The organism is uncultured Gimesia sp. (genome assembly GCF_937910335.1).
Classification (GTDB): domain Bacteria; phylum Planctomycetota; class Planctomycetia; order Planctomycetales; family Planctomycetaceae; genus Gimesia.
Genome location: NZ_CALEMX010000422.1, coordinates 1 through 18,991, shown reverse-complemented (window position 1 = coordinate 18,991; position 18,991 = coordinate 1). Strand labels below are relative to the sequence as shown.

Sequence of the window (18,991 nt, the reverse complement as noted above, 5' to 3'; positions counted from 1 at the left end):
CGCGGAACTTGAAGAACTGGCGCTGGAAGTTTGTAACCAGTACACGATTCAGGGAGATCTGTTTTCTCAGGCCATTCTCAAAGACACTCCCGTTCCCACACCATTGACAGATGCCATTGCCAATATGAAAGTCATTGAGGCCATTTTAGAAAGTGACCGCAGCGGAGCCTGGGTTCAATTGTAATTCATCATGATCTACGATCAGGCTTTCTGAAGTTGAGCAGTTTCAAAAACAATCGAACCAAAATGGCGACTGCTTGAACCGCGCGCAGAGTCAGACATTGAAGTTGAGAAGAGTTCTCCAATCAATTCCTGACCGGCAGATTTCGATCAGGGGTGACAGTTATTACCTGGGAGCCAGGACCATAATCATATTTCGTCCGCTGGCCATTGTGGGAGCCTGTTCGACTTTAGCCAACTCGGAAAGTTCCTCCTGTATTCCGCCCAGGATCGTGCGACCAAGTTCATGGTGAGCATTTTCACGGCCACGGAACATGATGTTGAATTTGACCTTATCTTTCTGTTCCAGAAATTTTCGGGCGCTTTTCAGCTTAAATTCAATGTCATGCTTCCCGATTTTCGGACGCATCCGAATCTCTTTTAATTGTACCTGATGCTGCTTGGTATTTTTGTTTGTCTTTTTTTTACGCTCGTACTTCAGCTTCCCGTAATCCATAATTCGGCAGACAGGGGGCTTTGAATCTGAGGCAACTTCAACCAGATCCAGACTTGCATCCATTGCTAACTTTAAAGCATCCGCGGTAGGAATCACTCCTAATTGTTCCCCGTCCTGATCAATGACCCGCACCGGAGTAATCCGAATCTGGTCATTAAGTCTCTGCGTTGTTTCGATTGCTTGTTTCTCCTTCGAATGAAAAAAATCGGTTCCGTGTCTTGAATGAAACACAACTTGTGGGCAAGACACACTTGAGCATTATAGTCTCTATGAAAAAAAAGAACATCTCAAAAGAGATGCCTCTTAACTCAGACCAGAAATCAATCAGGCTAAACTATACTGATACAGCTTAAGTTATATCAATCCAGAAAGAGAGACAAGTAACACTGATACAGTATTTTACGTGAAAATTTGAGGTTTGCCTGGATCTGCTGCTTGAGCAGGCTTCTGTTTTCCTTGTTTGAGACAGGCTTGAACGACTAAAAAGTGTTCCTATTCAGCATCTTTTAAGGGAAAACGCTGCACCTGATCGGAAAAGTCCCTTAAATTTCGCCTTTTTGTTTCTGGAATCGGAACCGGCTGCCAGCGGGGACCGGAATTCCGGTACTCTTTAAACGGGTCCTGCTCACCGGAACGTTTTTTGAGAGGGAATTTTGGAATCTGTTTCTCTCGAGCGCTCCTCAAGTTCGGAGCCTCTCTTTCCTGCTGCAATGGCGCGGCAGTCGTGGGAGCTACTTCTGTTGTCGCTTTCGTGGTATCAAACAAATCCTGATTCAAATCGGGCTCAAAACCGGGTACAGGTGCGGGAGGAATCAGAGGCAGTGCTTCAAACTGCTGCAGCGGTTCCGCGCTGGCTTCTGTCCCTTGGAGATTCTGAATCTGATTTTTCGGTTCCTGTATCTCGTTGAATTCAATGGATTGAATTGTCGCTTCCGCGGGTACCATCACTGCTTCTTTAGTCACGCCGGGAACCGGAGGTACAAAGTTTTCAGGCATTGGCTGAGGATCGGGCTGGTTCGAATTATCAACGGGTGCATCACCGGGAACCAGTAATTGAGGATAAACCCCCTGATCCAGATTGCCCGAGTAAGCGGGGGCCTGTGCCATCGTTCTCACGCGACCTCGTAATCGATCCCGTTCTGCGGCATCGATATAAGCTTTTTCAGGCCAGCCACCTTCTGCCAGATAAATATTGTTGTAAGAAAGCAAAGACCCTTTTTCAAACTGGACATTCTTGATTGCCAGAGAATATTCCACCAACGATCGATAATAACTGCCATCGGCTTCCGCCTGTCGGCGTTGTGATTCTAACAACAGATCAACAGTGGCATTATCCGATTCATAGGCAGCCTGCACCGCAGCAACTTCCTGTCTCGCCGCATGCCGACGATTAAAGTTTGTTTGCAAAACCGCATAAGCGCGATCGACGTCGGAAATGGCATTACTTAAACTCTGCACGATGGTCCGTTCCTGTTCGTGCAGAATGGCGCGATCACGGGCTAGTTGTAATTCTGCGTAACGCATGGCTGAATGCGCCTGTCTTTTACCCAAAGGTACTGAAAACTCCAGTCCCAGTTGCCATTCCGCTAAGTTTCCATCAACTAAATTATTCAATGCACCGTCGAATTGACCGGTTTCACCACCCTCTGCCAGGAAGTTTCGACCAAAGCCTCGCCATCGATAGCGGCCAATCAGATCCAGTTCGGGTTTCAGGAAGTTTTTGTTCGCTTCCAGTTCCAATTCCCGTTTTTTAATTTGCCAGCGTTGTCGGCGGATTTCCGGACGACGTTCCAGCGATTCCACTAATGTTTCTTCCCAGTCATACTCGACACGTGCCAGGGAAGGTTCATCAGCGGGTCGAAGCAATCGACCATCGTTGATCAAAGTACCCATGAGCATTCGCAGTCTGCGTTCTGCGACATACACCCCGTGATTACTTTGGAAACTACCACCCTGACTACCATTGCCGGTATGTGTACCGTTCAGAAGACGACCGCTTAATGCATTTTCCACTTCAGCCTGATAGCGGAAATATTGTTCGCGCGCCTGAGCTTCCTTTTCGGCTTCTCCGCCGCGGCGACCGTTTGTGTACAATGCATGAATTCTACGCCAGGTTTCTAACGCAGAATCACGAGCCATAATTTTTGCATCGAGATCCCGATAACCAAAGTAGAGATCCCAATAGGCATTTTCGACATCACTGACAAGATTCCGGACAGCGATTTCAAATTCACCCAGACTGATATCTGTATTGATACGAGCGATAATCACACCATTGATCAGGCCAGGTGTGTTACTCGGACCTGCCAATTGATTGAAATCTATTCCGCCTCCTCTTAACAATGGATGACGAAATTCCATTTCGATATTGTTTTGATAAGCGTGTGGAAACTGGTTTCCAGGAGAATTGTTAGCGTCGTAATCAATATAATCTCGAAGCGTGAGTTCCGTACCCGTCATCGCACGCTTGGTCAGTTGCGCCTGAATAACCATAGCATCCTGTTGAAGCAGACGCGTTCCACCACCAAAGAAGACGTTGTTTAATGCCTTATCATTCTTCTCGAAAAAAGTGCTGGCAGACAACGTTGTATCATAGGCACTTAGAGCACCTTCCACACCATAACGAGGATCAGCCTCGGTAATCGCAGCATCATATTTAGTATGCAGGGCAGCAGGCGTTGTTAAAGAAACGCCTCCAACATCGCCTAGAACTTTCGAATGCTGCAGCGCCATTTGGACTGCTTGCTCCAATGTCAAATCCCAATATTCTGGATTGGCCGAACTGGAAAGCGTCGCCGGAGCTTGTGTGCCCAACGTGTCTCCTTCGTCGACTTCCTCTACGTTGGGGTATTCAATCTCGGTCAAAGCACGCTGATAGAGTTCTTCATTTTCTACAAATTCTTCCTGAACCGTCGTCTTCAGGAAGCGGCTGCACCCCGGACCCGTGATTAAAACTGCAGCTAAAAGAAGCAGGATTCGGGCTATGAAACAATTCATCGGTTTACCTTGGTCAAGTTGGACCATTGATATTAATGCTATACACTCTCTCAATTCATCGGCATCAGAGCATGTACCCCCAAAGCAAATTTTCGGTACTTTCGGAATATTCCGCATAATCGGACAATCGAAACACGCCCCCTTTAATATGAAACCCCCTCAGTTTTCCCATTTTCACAACTGACAGCATCTCTGTTCCTGATCTACTTGGAACAATCAGAGAATCTACGTCATGATTTAAAGGTGTTCCTCAATTACTTTGACAAGCCTGACTGCTTTTTCGCAGTCGATGAGAGTACCTTTCTCAATGCTGTGATAGGATAAAGCCTGATTGGATCCCTCTGGCTGTTGACCAGATTGATATCGAAGAGATCCTGATGTAACCCTCATTCACACAAAAACATGACGACTGATGAATCCGCTTCCATAGAGAATCTCTGGCAGGAAATTGAAGAGCTCGTTCTAGGACTGGCTCAACTTTCTCGGTCAGAAATTCCGAGTCAAAAATTTTATTCAGAACTGCTCGATCGCGCCGTGCGCGGCATGTCTGCGCTGGGATGCATTCTCTGGGTTCCCGATTCGTCCGGAGTTCTGGTAGTCCAGCAAAGCCTCGGCTTGAATCCGGAATCAAATTCGGAAGTGCCCTTAAGCGAGGAGGAACGCGCGCAACATCGGCTCTTGATCCAGGAAGCTTTGCAGGAAAACCAGCCTGCAACGCTCGCGCCACGCACTGGATTATCGGAAAAACATCAGGGGAAAAATCCGTTTGCGGAAAATCTGATTCTGTGCCCGGTGAAGATTGAGAATCATCCGGAAACGAATACAGGGATTCTGGAAGTCATTCATCACCCGCCCAAGTCTTTCGCGGCTCAGGACGGGTATCTCAGATTCATCAGCGCTCTATGTGAAATCGCTGACGATTTCTGTCAGCACAAGCAATTACAAAAATTGCAGGAAATGGAAACGCTCTGGGAAGAATTTGAAAGTTTCTCGGAACACATTCATTTACATTTAAACTCACAGAAAACTGCCTATATCCTTGCTAATGAAGGCAGAATATTAATCAACTGTGATCGTGTTTCTGTTTTACAACGTACGGGCAATACTTACCGTCTGGTTGCCGCCAGTGGCGTCGATGCGATCGAGCGCCGGTCTGAATCCGTACAACGTCTGGAAAAACTGGCAGGCCGTATTCAGTCTCTGAATCGACCTTACTGGGTCATGGAAGCCGACCAAAAATATCCACCGCAGATAGCAGAACCGTTACACGCCTATCTCGATCTCTCCTCTTCCCGTTCATTCATGATTTTTCCACTGAGACATCTTACAGAAGAACAGGAAATAGAATCTGACGACCTGAAGCAGCAGAAGCGATCGGCTACCGACATCCTTACGGTCGGCGTCCTCGTTGTTGAACAATTTCATGAAACCGATCACAACGACACTTTGCTGGAGCGGGCACTGGCTGTTTCCCGGCACGGAGGAACTGCACTGTTTAACGCACTGCAATTTGAAAGTTTTCCCTTTTTCCCCTTACTGAAATACTGGTCTCACTCGCCGACTCGAAAAAAACAACTGACATGGCGCAACATCATTACCAGTGTCCTCATTCTGGGACTGATTACAGCAGGACTGATTTTGACCCCTGCAAACTTTTCCATTGAAGGTTCCGGCACATTGCAACCCATAGAACAGCAAAATATCTTTGCGACTTCGAATGGGATTGTGGATCAAATTTTCGTGCATCAGGGAGAACAGGTTCAAGCCGACAGTACGTTGATTACTTTAAGAGATTCTGAATTGGATCTGGAACTCAGCCGCGTGAGGGGGGAAATACAAACAGGCACGAAGCGTCTGGCGGTAATTCAGGCTGCCCGACTGGAACTGACTGCCACTGACGCCAAGGCGTTACTCCAGGCAAATCGTCTGACTGCCGAAGAGGAAGAATTGAATGTACGCCTGAAAAGCCTCGGAGAGCAACTGGATCTACTGAAAAAACAGCAGGAGGCTTTAACACTCAAAAGCCCGCTTGCCGGTGAAGTACTGACCTGGGATTTTGAGGAAAAATTACTGACACGCCCCGTGCAGCGCGGTCAGCGATTGTTAACGGTCGCTAACTTGAAAGGGCCCTGGATTTTAAACATGCAGATCCCCGATTCTGAAATCGGTCATATTCTTGAAGCGCAGCGGGAAAGCCCTACTCCGCTGAATGTCTCCTTCCTGTTACTTACTGATCTGGATCAAACCTATCAGGGTACTATCGAAAAAATCGCATCCACAGCCGAACCGGGCGAAGATGGAATTCCCACAGTGCAAATTACGGTGAAACTGGATCATGAATCGATCAAAGGTCTGCGACCAGGGGCCTCCGTACTCCCCGAGGTTGATTGCGGAACACGTTCGTTGGGATATGTCTGGCTCAGACGTCTGATTGAAACCGTACAACGGGACGTGCTGTTCTTCTGAGATTCGTTCCGCATCAGTCAGTCAGATTTCTTTGATCGAGCCGGATTTTCGTACCAGAAAACGCCGAGCCCCTTCTTCTGATCCCGTTCTTCACAAGAGAGCACATCCAGATCCCCGTCTGCATCGAGATCCAGTAATTCGATTCTGTCAAATTTAATCCCCCGCGGACCACTGATCTCGTGTGTCACCCATTTTTTGTCTGATCTTTCAGCTGAATAACTCATCCAGAACATTCCGGACTTTGGTGGAGCGGCACTTTCACAACTGAAAACAATATCCGGCCGCCCATCCAAATTCATATCACCGACGGCAATACCTTTGCCATGCCCGGTATTTTCTGGGAAGGGGATCACTTTTTTTTCCCATTTTAAACCACTCGCATCCAGGCGACGAAACCAGAGTAATTCATCCGGGATACTGGTTACTACTAGAATATCCTGCAATCCATCCTGGTCGAGATCCGCCACATGGGCGAACATCACTTGACGATCTTGACCGCCCACCCTGTGATTCCTCCAGTGTTTAGTTGAAGAAGCATCGAGGGCACCGGGATTTTCCAGCCAGCGACAGCCTCTCATTTTTCCTTTGCGATCTGTTGTTAACAGGTCCTGATCGCCGTCGCCATCCATATCTATTGCGAACAATGACATGATCCACCCTGCTGGTGATAAGGGTTTCCATTGGTATTCTTTCAAATCACGCCGATTTGTTCCCGGTTGAAACCAGCCTATTTGTGCGCCCTTGCCTTTCCCGGCGGCGACCAGTTCCAGCCCTGGCTGGTCGTCGATTTGCGCAGGCGTCGCAAACATCCACATCATCTTCTCCTTTGATGCGGGCAGGGCTTCCTGCTGCCAATGGTTTTGAAAGGGCATTTTTTCGGGAGCCCAATGCACGAACACTGTTCGACTTTTGCCTTCACAACAACTGACCACATCCAGTCGGCCATCATGATCCAGATCGATCCAGGCGGCATCTTCCACTTGTGGCGTTTTTCCGACTGTCATCGCGGGCCAAAGTTGTTTTGCCTCGGCTGCTCCGGGATTCCGATAGATGCGAGTCAAGCCCCCTTCTTCCCAGCCGGTGGTAATATCGTATAAACCATCGCCATCCAGATCCGCCAGCTTCACGCCATCAGCGCCGCGGGAAGACTGATCAATGACATGATATTTCCAGGGAAAACCGCGTTGAAGATCTTCGGCAACCGCATTCGCAGTAAGCAGGAAACACAAAATCAGGGTCATTGCTCTCACGGTTTTCAACTCACAGTCCATTTGGGGAACCTCTTCTAAAACATTCAGAGTTTCATCTGCACTCTCAGTATCTATTGACTGAGACAAAATCACAATGTTCCTTCGTATCTCAAGTAATTTCGCAGGTTAAAACAGGCAGGCCCCCGCACTCATTTACCCATAAAACAAAGGGTTTTTTGTACTTTTCAGCACCCGGTGAGACGCTGGAAAGTTCTCTGGTCTTATAACCCGTTCATTCAGAATAATCGATAAAGTTTCGCGCGTGCGAAAGCCGATCATCCTTAGGTACACGCGATTGTACGAACAATGGTGCCGGTCATCATTGGTATTGCTGTGACAATGAATTGTCACAAAAAAATGGGGGAGGAAACTGTTGATGCGCGCAGCTTTTGTCTGCATAGTCTTGATACAGCTGATAATAGTGAGCTCAGGCTGCCAGTGTTTTCAGGCCAGCAATCGCTATTACAATCTGATCGATGACGTCAGTGATTCAGAGATCTATGCAGATCGTTTCTATCGTCCCACCTGGGACCTGACGCGAATTGGCAAGCCAGACTGGTGTCAGTCTCGATTCAATCGCTGGTGGTGCAAGTGCTGCAATGACTGCCGACCGCATTATATCAGCGATCAGCCAGCGACTGACTACAGCATCCAGAATGATCAGAGTAATGAAGCTCATGAGAACCTGAACCCTCTTCCCGAACCTTCGACATTTGTGCCCCCTGATCCGTTTCCTAATGAAGCGAAAACAGGACCAGCTCTCGAGGAAGGCCCGACACTGTCCCCTTCCGATCGAGAGTCATCGAGTTAGCAACCAGGACGATCAAAACAGGCATAGAACCAGACAACAGAAGTTGATAGCGGAAAGAAACAGGACCTAACATGACTCAAATGGAAATGACACGAATAATTCAGCGTCTGACGATCCTGGTGATTACTGTCGCAAGTTCCATTTCGATAACGGTTTCAATATCTTCCGCACAAGAAATACAAATCAAGAAGCGCGATGGCCAGAGCCCGGCCCTGACGAAGTCGGCTGCCGATCAGTATCTTCTAAAAGACACCGATCGGCAGCTGACACAATTCAAAGCAGAACAACGACCAGCCCATCAGGCAAGAATTCCAACGGAAGCAGATCTGATTACTCTGATCAATAAAGGATCATCCACACGTTTTACCAGGAAATCTTATCTATCAAGGCTCCCGTTAGATAAACTCACACCCGCCAATCGAGCCAATGCCGACTACGTTCTCAAAGATCTCAGTATGTTTCGGGCGTTGCCCAAAATTCAGGTCGAAGTAAATCACTCTGCTTACTCATTTTTTATCGCTCACCCCGATGTTGTTGTGAGTATCTGGAGAGACATGAAACTCTCCGAATTTCAAATGTGGCAGACCGGTCCTTTCTCATATGAAGTGGACGCCGGTGATGGAACCATTGGAACGTTAGATGTCATACATCAGTCACCAACAGAGTCGATTGTCCTCTGTTCCGGGGTCTACAAAAGTCCGCTGATTGCAAAACCGATCGCCGCCAAAGCACTACTTTTTCTGGAAACGGAATATCATAGTGGCGGTAAACATCAACGGGACTCTGTCTCACATCAGGTTTCCATGTTTGTCTCATTTCCTTCGCAGACAGTGGAAATGGCAGCGAAAATTCTGGCTCCAGTCAGTAATGTGATTCTCGATCGCAATTTTAAGGAAGTGTCAATTTTCATGCATATGATGTCACTTGCGATGGAGCGACAACCCGGCTGGGTAGAACGTGTTGCCAATCGGCTGGAAGGCGTGCTTCCGATTCGACAACCACAACTGCTCAAAGTGGCAGCCCGCGTCTATATCGATGGTCAGCGTAGAAAAAATGCTGCTGAACCCAATCGACTGCAACCACCACAGCCGATCGATGTCATTTCTCAAAACAATGACAAAGCACCACGCAAACTGCCCGCTGATGTCGAGGTCAAATCAGTCAGCCGCGCTCAGAACCCGATGTAATTGATACCGTTACTGAGAGCAATGCTTCGATCAGCTTAGCGACGCGGCGAACGTTTTTTGCTGCGAGGTCGCAGGAAAAAACCCAAAATGGCAAAGACCAGAATTAATGGGATCGCCACTTTGGGCCTCATTGCGATTCCCACAATCACCAGAACCAGAACGGCAAAAAACCAGGGTGGCACATTGGCCCAGGCGGCTTGACGATTTTTGCCTGGCAACGCCAGCCAGAACGCAAACATCAGCAACCCGACCCGCATGAACGCGCCGGTCGCTATTTCTTGTTGTGCAAACTGTTCTTCCGTTACGAAGTTATACAGGTAACCGGCCATCAAGAAACAAACGAGGGAAATCACACCTACCATCGTGCGGTTAATGGGAATTTTTTCACCTGACATGATTTTATTCAATCACTTTCGTCCGGGTCGTGTTCGCTGATTCAGAAATGCCCCCAGAGCCAGATGGTACGGATCGGTCGTCCGAAATTTGAGGAAATCCACCTTCACAGACCCACATTGTCGGGACAATGATTCACAGAATTCCTGATACTGTTCCAGATAGCGGGCCCGTAACTGATGGGGATCAACCAATTGGTGATGACCGTTTCGCTCCAAACTCCTGAATTGCGTTGGCTTACTGAAAGGGAACTCTTCTTCCTCCGGCGCCACGATTTGGAACACAAGTACTTCATGGCGATCATGTCGCAATTGCTTTAAGACCGTTGTGAGCGCATCGGGTTCATCAAAACAATCAGAAATCAAAACGACCAGACTGCGGCGTTTGATTAAAGGTAATACCTGATTTAAAACGCCGGAAATTGCGGTTTCCTTCCGCGGCCTGGAATTTTCCAGAATTTCCATCATCTGCCCGAAATTTTTCGTGTTCGCGGAAGGCTCGATAAAATCGCGTAGCTCCGTATCAAAAGTAACCAAACCGGTCGCGTCTCGCTGGCTCAACAATAAATAGCCCAGAGCAGCCGCCAGTTGTCGTGCATAGTCAAACTTGCTTAATGTCTGGCCGGCATAAGCCATACTCCCGGAGCAGTCAAGTAATAAATAACACCGCAAATTCGTCTCTTCTTCAAACTCCTTCACATAATATTTTCCCGTCTTGCCATAAGCTCGCCAGTCGATATGTCGAATCTCGTCGCCCGGATAATATTGCCGATGCTCTACAAACTCGACACTGGCCCCTTTGTAAGGACTCTTGTGCTGACCCATCATGAAGCCCTCAACAATCAGCCGCGTGACAACTTCCAATTTGCCAAAGCGCGCCAACGCAGTCGGGTCAGTTAATGGTGCATCCGATGAAAGCATCTACCGAGGTTTCGTTGAAATAATAGGTGATTTAAAACAGAAAGCACAGAGAGCGATCTCTCTGCGCTTTCCTTGATATCGGATCAGCTTGAATAAAACTATTCAAGTTCTTTGATAAAGACATTACGGAAATAAAGTGTATTGCCGTGGTTTTGTAATTCAATCTGTCCTGATTCATAAATTGGTTTGTCACGTTCCCAGTAATTTTCCAGAACGGTATCCGTGACCAGTTTACCATTCAATTTGACGGTGACTTTATCCCCTACCATTTTGATGTAGAAAGTATTCCATTCACCAACAGGGTTATCAGCCAACACTAATGGGTCAGTGGGGTGATTCTTATTATTGTATAATCCACCCGAACCGATGTTTCGCAGTGCGGGGTCCCAAATCTGAACTTGAGGTGAACCGCGCAGATAAATTCCGCTGTCCCCTTTTTCTTTGATCTTCCAGTCTACCAGCATTTCAAAGTTCTTGTAATCTTTGGCGGTACACAGGCTCTTGCCTTTACCATCAAACTGCAGGGCACCATCAATCACTTTCCAGTGATCGCGCATTTCCTGGTCGGCCGCCTTTTGTGCTTCTGCTAACTTTTCAGGAGTCATTTTTGCGCGGGTCTTCGGACTACCTACCAGACCCTTCCAGCCACTTAAATCTTTGCCGTTGAACGCGGCTTTATACCCTTTGGGAGGCACATTCAGCTTGCCTTCCCCGGCGGTTGCAAAATTGAATGCAGAAATCGTCATGATCACAGCTAACGTCATAGCTACAGGTTTCAAAGTTGTCATAGTCATTGCTTTCATATTAATATCAGTATAGAGGACTCGCTGCCTGATTCTTTTCGAAGCAGACGGAAGAGCGGAACTCAACAGGAATTAGTTAATTATCGAAAGGAATCCCCTTCACTTCAAGCCAGTCCCGTCTGAATTCGCACCTTTCATACAAACTCCCCTGCTTTCCTATTTGCTGATTTGCGATTGCCTGGAAGGCAGATTAGAATAAATCTCGCTCATCGTGTGTTGAAATCGACATGCGATTCCCGCCTTTTCCTTCCCTTGAGAAAGCAACACCATGAATCGATGTCTCTACGGAATGCTCAGCTTGTTGCTGTTGTTCGTTTCCATTGCACAAACGTCGGCTGCACCCCCACAGAAAAATGTGCTGGTAATTGTCGTTGATGACCAGGGCTTTCAAGCTGGCTGCTATGGAAACAAGGTCATCAAAACTCCGGGCATAGATACTCTGGCTGCCTCGGGAACCCGGTTTTCACGTGCCCATTGTACCACAGCCAGTTGCTCTGCCAGCCGCTCCGTAATTATGACCGGTCTGTATAATCATGCCACCGGTCATTACGGTCATGCCCATGGCTATAATCACTTCAGTACGTATGCCTCGGTTAAGTCGTTGCCAATCCTGCTGGAGGAAGCCGGCTACCGAACCTGCTCGATTGGCAAATACCATCTAGCCCCGAAATACGTTTATGAGTTTCAGGAATACCGCAACAAAGGCGTGCAGGGAAATCGGAACTCTGCCGTGATGGCAGCCAACGCGAAAGAGTGGATTACCGAAGAAGACGATCGGCCTTTCTTCCTGTATTATTGCAGCAGCGATCCCCATCGTGGTGGAGGCCCCGACGGTTATTCGAATTTTAATGATGACCCCAACCACTACCCGGGCGTCACGCCGATTACTTACAAACCGGAACAGATCCAGGTTCCCCCCTGGCTGCCCGATCATCAGGAAGTCAAGGAGGAACTGGCAGAATACTATCAGGCCATTTCGCGTCTCGACCAGGGTGTTGTCTCGCTGATTAATACGTTAAAAGAAACCGGCCATTGGGAAGATACGCTGATCATGTTTCTCAGCGATAATGGCCCCCCGTTCCCGGGTGCGAAAACCAATCTCTATCAACCGGGAATGAATCTGCCGTTGATCGTACGCGATCCTACACAACCCAAACAGGGAATCACCACCGATGCAATGGTCTCCTGGGCGGATCTCACACCCACGATTCTCGATTATTGTAAGGTCACACCCAAGCCCGTTCCCCGGCTGCGGACTGTCGAAAACAATGGGAAACGCGTGCTGAGCAAAGGGAAGCCGGCACCTTACGAATTCCACGGACGTTCCTTTCTGAGTACTCTCAGCAAACAACACGCGCCCGACTTCGACGAAAGTTATGCATCGCATACGTTTCATGAAATCACGATGTACTATCCGATGCGGGTAATCTTAAGTGGTAAATATAAATACATTTTCAACATTGCCCATGAACTGCCTTACCCTTTCGCATCCGATTTATATCGGTCACCCACCTGGCAGGGTGTATTAAAGCGAGGGGACAAAATGTTTGGACAGAGAACGGTTTACTCGTATATTCATCGCCCCAAACACGAATTGTTTGACATCGCCGCGGATCCCTTTGAATCAACGAATCTGGCATTTCAGCCTGAACATCAGGAGAGGCTGACGAAAATGCAGGAAAAACTGAAAGCGTGGCAGAAAAAGACCAGAGATCCCTGGTTCCTGAAGTGGGAATATGAATGATTCGCCCGAGATTGAGGCTTGCCTGTGCCCAGGTTGACTGGCGCGTCTCCAAGGCCATTTGAATCGAGTATAATAGAATGAAAGACGCTATGGTTAAATGAGATGTGCTAGAAAGCACGTTCTTACTGCTGAATTCAGGGATTTTAGACAAAGTAACTCGACGAAAGCCGGGAAGCTGACTATAATCTCAGAATACGGTAACGATGTTCCTTTACTGTATTTAGGGCTTTTAACTTTCTAAGTATCGTCTAAAACAGGCGTTACTTCAGTCTTAAACTGCTCTTACCAGTCCTCTTGCAGGACCCATAACGCGGGGTGGAGCAGCCCGGTAGCTCGCGAGGCTCATAACCTCGAGGTCGCAGGTTCGAATCCTGTCCCCGCCACTTTTAAAACCCTGATGTCGTATTTTCTTCGGCATCAGGGTTTTTCTTTTGCGCCGGCTGGAAGACTTCCCAAATGTTATTCGAAAGTTGCATCAGCTCCCGACTCACGCTTAGGCCCCATGATTAGAACACTAACATTCGAATCCTTGAGAAGCTGTTCGACTTTCAAAAAGTCCGATAGTTGATTGGATTCATGAGAGACAACAAATGGATTCCCATGATCTGGAGTGTCCGGATTGACTGCTTTTAATTCTTCTCGTGAACAATCCCCTCGGTCACAATCGAACGAATAGTCCCTCGAATATCCTGAAGCACATTTTGTGAAAGTCACGCAACCTTGGTGCCCGCAGAGCCGCAACAATAGCTAATTTCAGCGACTGTATAGAAATCTCCTCAGCAATACTGGTATCATAATTCCAACATTGCTTCTTAAGCCGTTGGACATAAGGTTTTACTATGCTGAGACAGATTTTCTGCACACTTGCAGGGCTGATTGTTCTATCCGTATCACAGACCGTGATGGCCGCCGATTGGCCTATGTGGCGGAACGACACAGCTCGATCCGGTGCAACTTCGGAACAACTGCCCGATGAACTGTCACTGAAGTGGTCACGACAACTTCCCGCCCCTCAAATTGCCTGGCCCAACGAATCGCGATTGCACTTCGATGCCTCCTACGAACCGATCGTTCTGGGAAAACAGATGTTTGTCGGATCGCCCAATGATGGCAGCGTGACAGCCTACGACACGGAAAGCGGTTCCCAAAACTGGAAATTCTACACCGAAGGACCAGTACGGCTAGCGCCGGTGGCTTGGAACGGCAAAGTGATTTTCGGCTCGGACGATGGGAATTTGTATTGCGTCGCCGCCATGGATGGAAAGTTACTGTGGAAAGTTTCCGGGGCTCCCGCTGAACGAGATGATTACCGCCATTTGGGAAATAACCGACTGGTTTCGTATTGGCCCGTCCGAGGTGCACCGGTGCTGTCTGAAGGCGTCGTTTATTTTGGTGCTGGCATTTGGCCGACAATGGGCGTCTTCGTGCACGCTGTTAATGCGGAAACAGGCAAGCTCATTTGGACCAACGGCGACAGCCACGCACTACAAAATGTACGGATCGACCACAATTACTTGCACGAATCAGGCATCTCGCCACAAGGTTACATGCTCGTTGTCGGTGAAAAGCTAGTCGTCCCCAACGGACGTTCGATGCCTGCCCGATTTGACAAAAAAACCGGCAAACTGTTGTACTTCGTCCAAGGATACCGTAACGGCGATAGCCGTGTGGTCGCCAATGAAGAACTGTTGCTGGTGGGTGAAACGGGCGTCGTCAATTTGGCAGACGGTCGTGAAATCGGCAACCGCTGGGTGGCCGCCGGGAAAGAAGCCCCCAAAGCCTGGGACTTCGGAAAAGTCGATAAATTTGAAGGGCCCTTGTTCCCCTACAAAATGTTCCCCGCTTGCACGTTCCGTTCGGTGCTTGATGCGGGTACCGCCTACGGCATGCATCAAAGCACATTGTATGCCTACGATATGAACAACGGCACGGTTTCACTGTATGACAAAAAGTTTTCGAACCGAGACATCAAGCCGGCCCGCTGGGATGTCCCCACGCAGTGGAAATTCGACACCAAAATCTCACCCGCCAAAACGAAAACCCGCACCATGATCAAAGCGGGAAACCGATTCTACAGCCACGTCGATAACACGCTGGTCGCCATCAATGTGCCGACCGAAAAAACGGGCTCTCCAAAACTCGCCTGGAAAAAGTCGCTCAAATCTCCACCATCAAGCCTGGTCGCCGCCGATGAAAAACTGTTCGTCGTTACCGAAGATGGAACAATCCACTGCTATGGCAAGAAAACCGAACAAGTTTTAACGTACGAGTTCGCATCTGAAGAACTGCCAAACCGAAACGACCGTTGGACCGCCGAAGCCACCGAAATCCTTCAGGCGACCGGTGCAACCGAGGGCTATGCCCTGGTGCTGGGCCTTTCGAACGGACGCCTGGTAGAAGAATTGCTGCGGCATTCGAAGCTCAACGTCATTGCCGTCGATGCCAACGTGCAAAAAGTCAACGCCGTCCGTGACAAGTTGGCTGCACATGAAACCTATAGTTCACGTCTACAGGCGGTGGTTGGCAACCCGTTTCATTTCCCTTTCCCACCCTATCTGGCGAACTTGATTGTGTCGGAAAATCTCAGCACTGCCGATTTTGGATCCGCAAAGACCGTCAGCAATCTGTTCAAGGCTTTACGGCCTTATGGTGGGTTGGCCTGCCTGTCCTTATCAGACAAACAACAAGCCGCGTTTGCCAAATCAATCATCGAAGCCAAAATTGAAAAAGCGGAGAGCCAGCAGGTGGGCCGTTTCACCACCTTAAAACGTGTCGGCTCTTTACCCGGTTCGTCGAACTGGACACACGAAACCGGTGATGCAGCACGCTCGTTCTTTTCGAAAGATGAACGCGTAAAAGCCCCGCTCGGCGTCCTATGGTACGGCGACGGACGCGACCACGGTTTCTACAAACGGAAAGATTACGGCCACGGCGTGAAACCACAGGTGGCGGGCGGAAGATTATTCGCTTTGCAAATTGCCAGCCGCACCCTACACGCCGTCGATGTATACACGGGCCGTTTACTCTGGACCCGAAAAGTGGGCGGTTCGATGCGGTATGCTTCGATGGAAAATGAAGTCTATCTCGCCGATGAGCGGAAGTGCCTGGTTCTCAATGCTGCCACAGGAGAACCAGTGGCCACCTACACCGTCGATGTTGGAAAAGAAAAGACCGTACCCGTCAGCGTGACCGACATCCGTGTGACCGACGAGATCATTCTGTTTGCGGTCCGGTTCAACAAAGAGAACGCCATCAGCAAAGGCCGTTGGAATAGCAGCATGCTGGTGGCTCTCGACCGAAAAACCGGCAAACAACTTTGGAAACGCCCAGCCAACCAGCGCTACAACACGGCGGCCATTGCCATCGGTGGCGGACTCGTCTATTGCATGGATTCACATTCACCCATTGAAATCGATCAGATGAAACGCCGGGGTATGTCGATTGAAAAGCTAGATGTTCTCACGCTGGCGTTGAACACAAAAACGGGTAAAACCGTCTGGGAGAAAGTAACAACTGACCCACCGGCGGCTTTCGGTTCGCTGCACTTCATGGGCCTCAGAAGTCGGGATGACTGGCTCGCCTACTCTGCCAACAATGGCTTGTTGATCACCGGCAAGAATGCCAAAACCCGTGCGTACAACGCCAAGACAGGCGACGAAGTTTGGCAGAAAGATCTCACCGGCAACCAGCCGCTGATCTTGACCGAGAAAACTTTCATCAATCAATCGGGAAAAACCTTCGATATCAAAACGGGCACCCTCATTGATAGCAAGCAGCTATTCAAACGGGGCGGCTGCAATTACGCCGTCGGCAATAAAAACCTGATCTTCCTCCGCGACAACTGTGCCGCGTATGTCGATATCAATGAGCAAAAACAGTACGACATCCGCAACTTGCGTACCGGCTGCAGCAACAGCCTCGTCGCCGCCGACGGCCTGCTGAACGTGCCTTGCTTCTCAGCCGGCTGCGTCTGCAACTACCCAATCCAGACATCGTTCTCAATGCTGCACATGGCCGAAGTCAAGAAATGGGCGGGAACCCCGAAAACACAATCTGCGAAACCGGAACGAAAAGAAAAATAACGAAGACGTTTTAAATGTCTGGTGCCAGGTTCAGAGCAACGCGATGACCCTGATGTGTGACTAAGAACCAGGGCCATCACTTCGTTCTGAACTTGCCACGTGAAGTTCCTCAGCCGTGTTGATTCTCTAGCTGATCAGGTTTTACCCAGCTCTTTCCATAAGTGACAGTCGAGCGAGTTTGCTCGGCGATACTGTCGGCTTGCTTACGGATCAACGAGTGAATAAAGCCCGTCGCCATCGTGCTTCAGTCTTCCCTGATTCGCCAGTTCCTGCCAAACGGCCCGGGAATACTGGTTCGGCGGTTCAATGGCAACGACGCTTGACCGCTGACCAGAGGATGTGGCGCCGTAGCCCATTCGGGATTCGTCATCCAGGCAAGTTAGCTTGAGGCGTTTGCGAAACGCCTTCATGGCCAATTTCAGTTCCTTATTCGAGGGCGGTTCGGGTGTGGGTTCGGGTGTGGGTTCGGGTGTGGGTTCGGGCGTGGGTTCGGGCGTGGGTGTGGCTTCGGAGTCGACCAAAATATATTCCTTTGCAAATCTTAATTGAACGATGAACGACCGTGATGACGTGCCCCCAAGTATGACAACATCCTATGATACACCAATGAACAAGGTTTTCCACCCACTGCTCGCAATAATTGCCTCAGCCATGGGCAAGAAACATAGCATCTCGGCCACATCGAGCTGAAGTCCGTGGCGGCGGAAATCAAATGAGCGTCCGCATTTTCGTAAGTGTTATCACATCTATGACATCTATGCGATGCAAACAGGGAGTGTTCGATTGGCAGCGCCGGGACCAACCCCTGCAAATAATTATTATGTAACGAGCAGATTGGATCGTTAACCTGGTGTTGGTCTGAAAAATGGCGTAGTATCAAGAGATGTTCACCAATCCGGTGTGTTTCACTAGTACTGACTCACGAGAGTCACCACTCATTTTAAGAGAATCTTGCCAGGTCTTAGTTAAGTGTCCGAAACTCCAACGATTCCCATCATTGACATTTTTGCCGGCCCTGGTGGACTGGGAGAGGGGTTCAGCGCGTACAGCACGAGTAATCATCACCCTTTTCGTGTCAAACTTTCGATTGAGAAAGATGCTTATGCTCATAAGACATTGCAGCTGAGAAGTTTTTTTCGTCAGTTTGCTTCGGGGAAAGTACCTGACATCTACTATGAATCGCTTAAAAACAACTCTCTGCTCAAACAACTTCCCGACCGACTGAAAGAAGAGTCAGCGGCCCATTGGTCGAAATGGGAGAATGCCACAGAAGAGGCTTTGCACGCTGAGCTGGGTGGTACAGAAGTAACTCACGATACAATTAGCAGAAAAATCTCCACAGCTCTTGGAAACAAGAAAAAGCCTTGGGTATTGATTGGAGGACCTCCCTGCCAAGCTTACTCCCTTGCTGGCAGAGTACGAAACAAGGGCATTAAAAACTATCGGATCGAAGATGATCAGCGATCTACTCTTTATTTAGAGTATCTTCGTATCATCGCCGAGCATCGTCCAGCAATATTTGTGATGGAGAACGTCAAGGGGATGCTGTCTGCAACACATGAGAATCAGAAGCTCTTTCAGAAAATTCTCGCAGATTTGAGTCATCCTCTAGCTAGTGGGTGTCCCGAAAGTGAGTACGCGCGGAATTTTACGCGGTAAAGC

At 48.8% G+C, this 18,991-nt stretch carries 13 protein-coding genes, 1 tRNA gene and 1 pseudogene; 8 read left to right on the top strand and 7 right to left on the bottom strand.

The features are described 5' to 3' along the window. A pseudogene (locus tag Q0668_RS16685) lies at positions 1–184 on the top strand (gfo/Idh/MocA family oxidoreductase); the annotation flags it as partial. A 162-nt stretch (positions 185–346) separates the two neighbouring features. Here the strand turns inward: Q0668_RS16685 and infC are convergent. Both infC and Q0668_RS16675 read right to left on the bottom strand, forming a co-directional pair. After that, entirely contained in the window at positions 347–853 is a 507-nt protein-coding gene (gene infC / locus Q0668_RS16680; RefSeq protein WP_366918919.1) for a translation initiation factor IF-3, read from the bottom strand. A gap of 315 nt (positions 854–1,168) precedes the next feature. After that, a complete protein-coding gene (locus Q0668_RS16675) occupies positions 1,169–3,673 on the bottom strand; it encodes a TolC family protein (protein ID WP_298866673.1) in 2,505 nt (834 codons plus the stop codon). A gap of 402 nt (positions 3,674–4,075) precedes the next feature. Between Q0668_RS16675 and Q0668_RS16670 the strand changes: the two genes are divergently transcribed. Further along, positions 4,076–6,139: an efflux RND transporter periplasmic adaptor subunit gene (locus tag Q0668_RS16670; protein ID WP_298866671.1), complete on the top strand. Its 2,064-nt coding sequence runs from the start codon at positions 4,076–4,078 to the stop codon at positions 6,137–6,139. Positions 6,140–6,156: 17 nt separating this feature from the next. On the opposite strand, the gene Q0668_RS16665 is transcribed toward Q0668_RS16670, so the two are convergent. Beyond that, a complete protein-coding gene (locus tag Q0668_RS16665) occupies positions 6,157–7,476 on the bottom strand; it encodes a VCBS repeat-containing protein (RefSeq protein WP_298866670.1) in 1,320 nt (439 codons plus the stop codon). 289 nt (positions 7,477–7,765) lie between these two features. Between Q0668_RS16665 and Q0668_RS16660 the strand changes: the two genes are divergently transcribed. Together Q0668_RS16660 and Q0668_RS16655 are read left to right on the top strand one after the other, a co-directional pair. Next, positions 7,766–8,200: a hypothetical protein gene (locus tag Q0668_RS16660; protein ID WP_298866668.1), complete on the top strand. Its 435-nt coding sequence runs from the start codon at positions 7,766–7,768 to the stop codon at positions 8,198–8,200. A gap of 71 nt (positions 8,201–8,271) precedes the next feature. Next, positions 8,272–9,387, top strand: a complete 1,116-nt coding sequence (locus Q0668_RS16655; protein ID WP_298866666.1) for a hypothetical protein — start codon at positions 8,272–8,274, stop codon at positions 9,385–9,387. Between the two features lie 35 nt (positions 9,388–9,422). Here the strand turns inward: Q0668_RS16655 and Q0668_RS16650 are convergent, their stop codons facing one another. From Q0668_RS16650 to Q0668_RS16640, 3 genes are all read right to left on the bottom strand, one after another. Continuing rightward, positions 9,423–9,782, bottom strand: coding sequence for a hypothetical protein (locus Q0668_RS16650; RefSeq protein ID WP_298866665.1), 360 nt, complete (start codon positions 9,780–9,782; stop codon positions 9,423–9,425). A gap of 12 nt (positions 9,783–9,794) precedes the next feature. Continuing rightward, the gene (locus tag Q0668_RS16645; protein WP_298866663.1) at positions 9,795–10,700 is read right to left on the bottom strand and encodes a DUF58 domain-containing protein; all 906 of its coding nucleotides are present in this window, start codon (positions 10,698–10,700) and stop codon (positions 9,795–9,797) included. 98 nt (positions 10,701–10,798) lie between these two features. Continuing rightward, positions 10,799–11,488, bottom strand: a complete 690-nt coding sequence (locus Q0668_RS16640) for a DUF1080 domain-containing protein (RefSeq protein ID WP_298866661.1) — start codon at positions 11,486–11,488, stop codon at positions 10,799–10,801. 283 nt (positions 11,489–11,771) lie between these two features. Between Q0668_RS16640 and Q0668_RS16635 the strand changes: the two genes are divergently transcribed. From Q0668_RS16635 to Q0668_RS16625, 3 genes are all read left to right on the top strand, one after another. Beyond that, on the top strand, positions 11,772–13,247 hold the full coding sequence (locus Q0668_RS16635; protein WP_298866659.1) for a sulfatase: 1,476 nt from the start codon (positions 11,772–11,774) through the stop codon (positions 13,245–13,247). A 309-nt stretch (positions 13,248–13,556) separates the two neighbouring features. After that, a tRNA-Met gene (locus Q0668_RS16630) sits at positions 13,557–13,630 on the top strand. Positions 13,631–14,086: 456 nt separating this feature from the next. Continuing rightward, positions 14,087–17,329 (top strand): PQQ-binding-like beta-propeller repeat protein, encoded by a 3,243-nt coding sequence (locus Q0668_RS16625; RefSeq protein WP_298866657.1) that lies wholly within the window; start codon positions 14,087–14,089, stop codon positions 17,327–17,329. Positions 17,330–17,532: 203 nt separating this feature from the next. Here the strand turns inward: Q0668_RS16625 and Q0668_RS16620 are convergent, their stop codons facing one another. Then, complete coding sequence (locus Q0668_RS16620; protein WP_298866655.1) at positions 17,533–17,850, bottom strand: hypothetical protein; 318 nt, start codon at positions 17,848–17,850, stop codon at positions 17,533–17,535. 448 nt (positions 17,851–18,298) lie between these two features. Here Q0668_RS16620 and Q0668_RS16615 point away from each other — a divergent pair, with 448 nt between their 5' ends. Then, the gene (locus Q0668_RS16615; RefSeq protein ID WP_298866653.1) at positions 18,299–18,988 is read left to right on the top strand and encodes a DNA cytosine methyltransferase; all 690 of its coding nucleotides are present in this window, start codon (positions 18,299–18,301) and stop codon (positions 18,986–18,988) included. Positions 18,989–18,991 lie beyond the last annotated feature (3 nt).

Bases quoted from the DNA above. Each gene is read 5' to 3' on its own strand.
- Q0668_RS16675 (WP_298866673.1), bottom strand. From the start codon at position 3,673: ATGAATTGTTTCATAGCCCGAATCCTGCTTCTTTTAGCTGCAGTTTTA.
- Q0668_RS16670 (WP_298866671.1), top strand. From the start codon at position 4,076: ATGACGACTGATGAATCCGCTTCCATAGAGAATCTCTGGCAGGAAATT.
- Q0668_RS16660 (WP_298866668.1), top strand. From the start codon at position 7,766: ATGCGCGCAGCTTTTGTCTGCATAGTCTTGATACAGCTGATAATAGTG.
- Q0668_RS16655 (WP_298866666.1), top strand. From the start codon at position 8,272: ATGACTCAAATGGAAATGACACGAATAATTCAGCGTCTGACGATCCTG.
- Q0668_RS16650 (WP_298866665.1), bottom strand. From the start codon at position 9,782: ATGTCAGGTGAAAAAATTCCCATTAACCGCACGATGGTAGGTGTGATT.
- Q0668_RS16645 (WP_298866663.1), bottom strand. From the start codon at position 10,700: ATGCTTTCATCGGATGCACCATTAACTGACCCGACTGCGTTGGCGCGC.
- Q0668_RS16640 (WP_298866661.1), bottom strand. From the start codon at position 11,488: ATGACAACTTTGAAACCTGTAGCTATGACGTTAGCTGTGATCATGACG.
- Q0668_RS16635 (WP_298866659.1), top strand. From the start codon at position 11,772: ATGAATCGATGTCTCTACGGAATGCTCAGCTTGTTGCTGTTGTTCGTT.
- Q0668_RS16625 (WP_298866657.1), top strand. From the start codon at position 14,087: ATGCTGAGACAGATTTTCTGCACACTTGCAGGGCTGATTGTTCTATCC.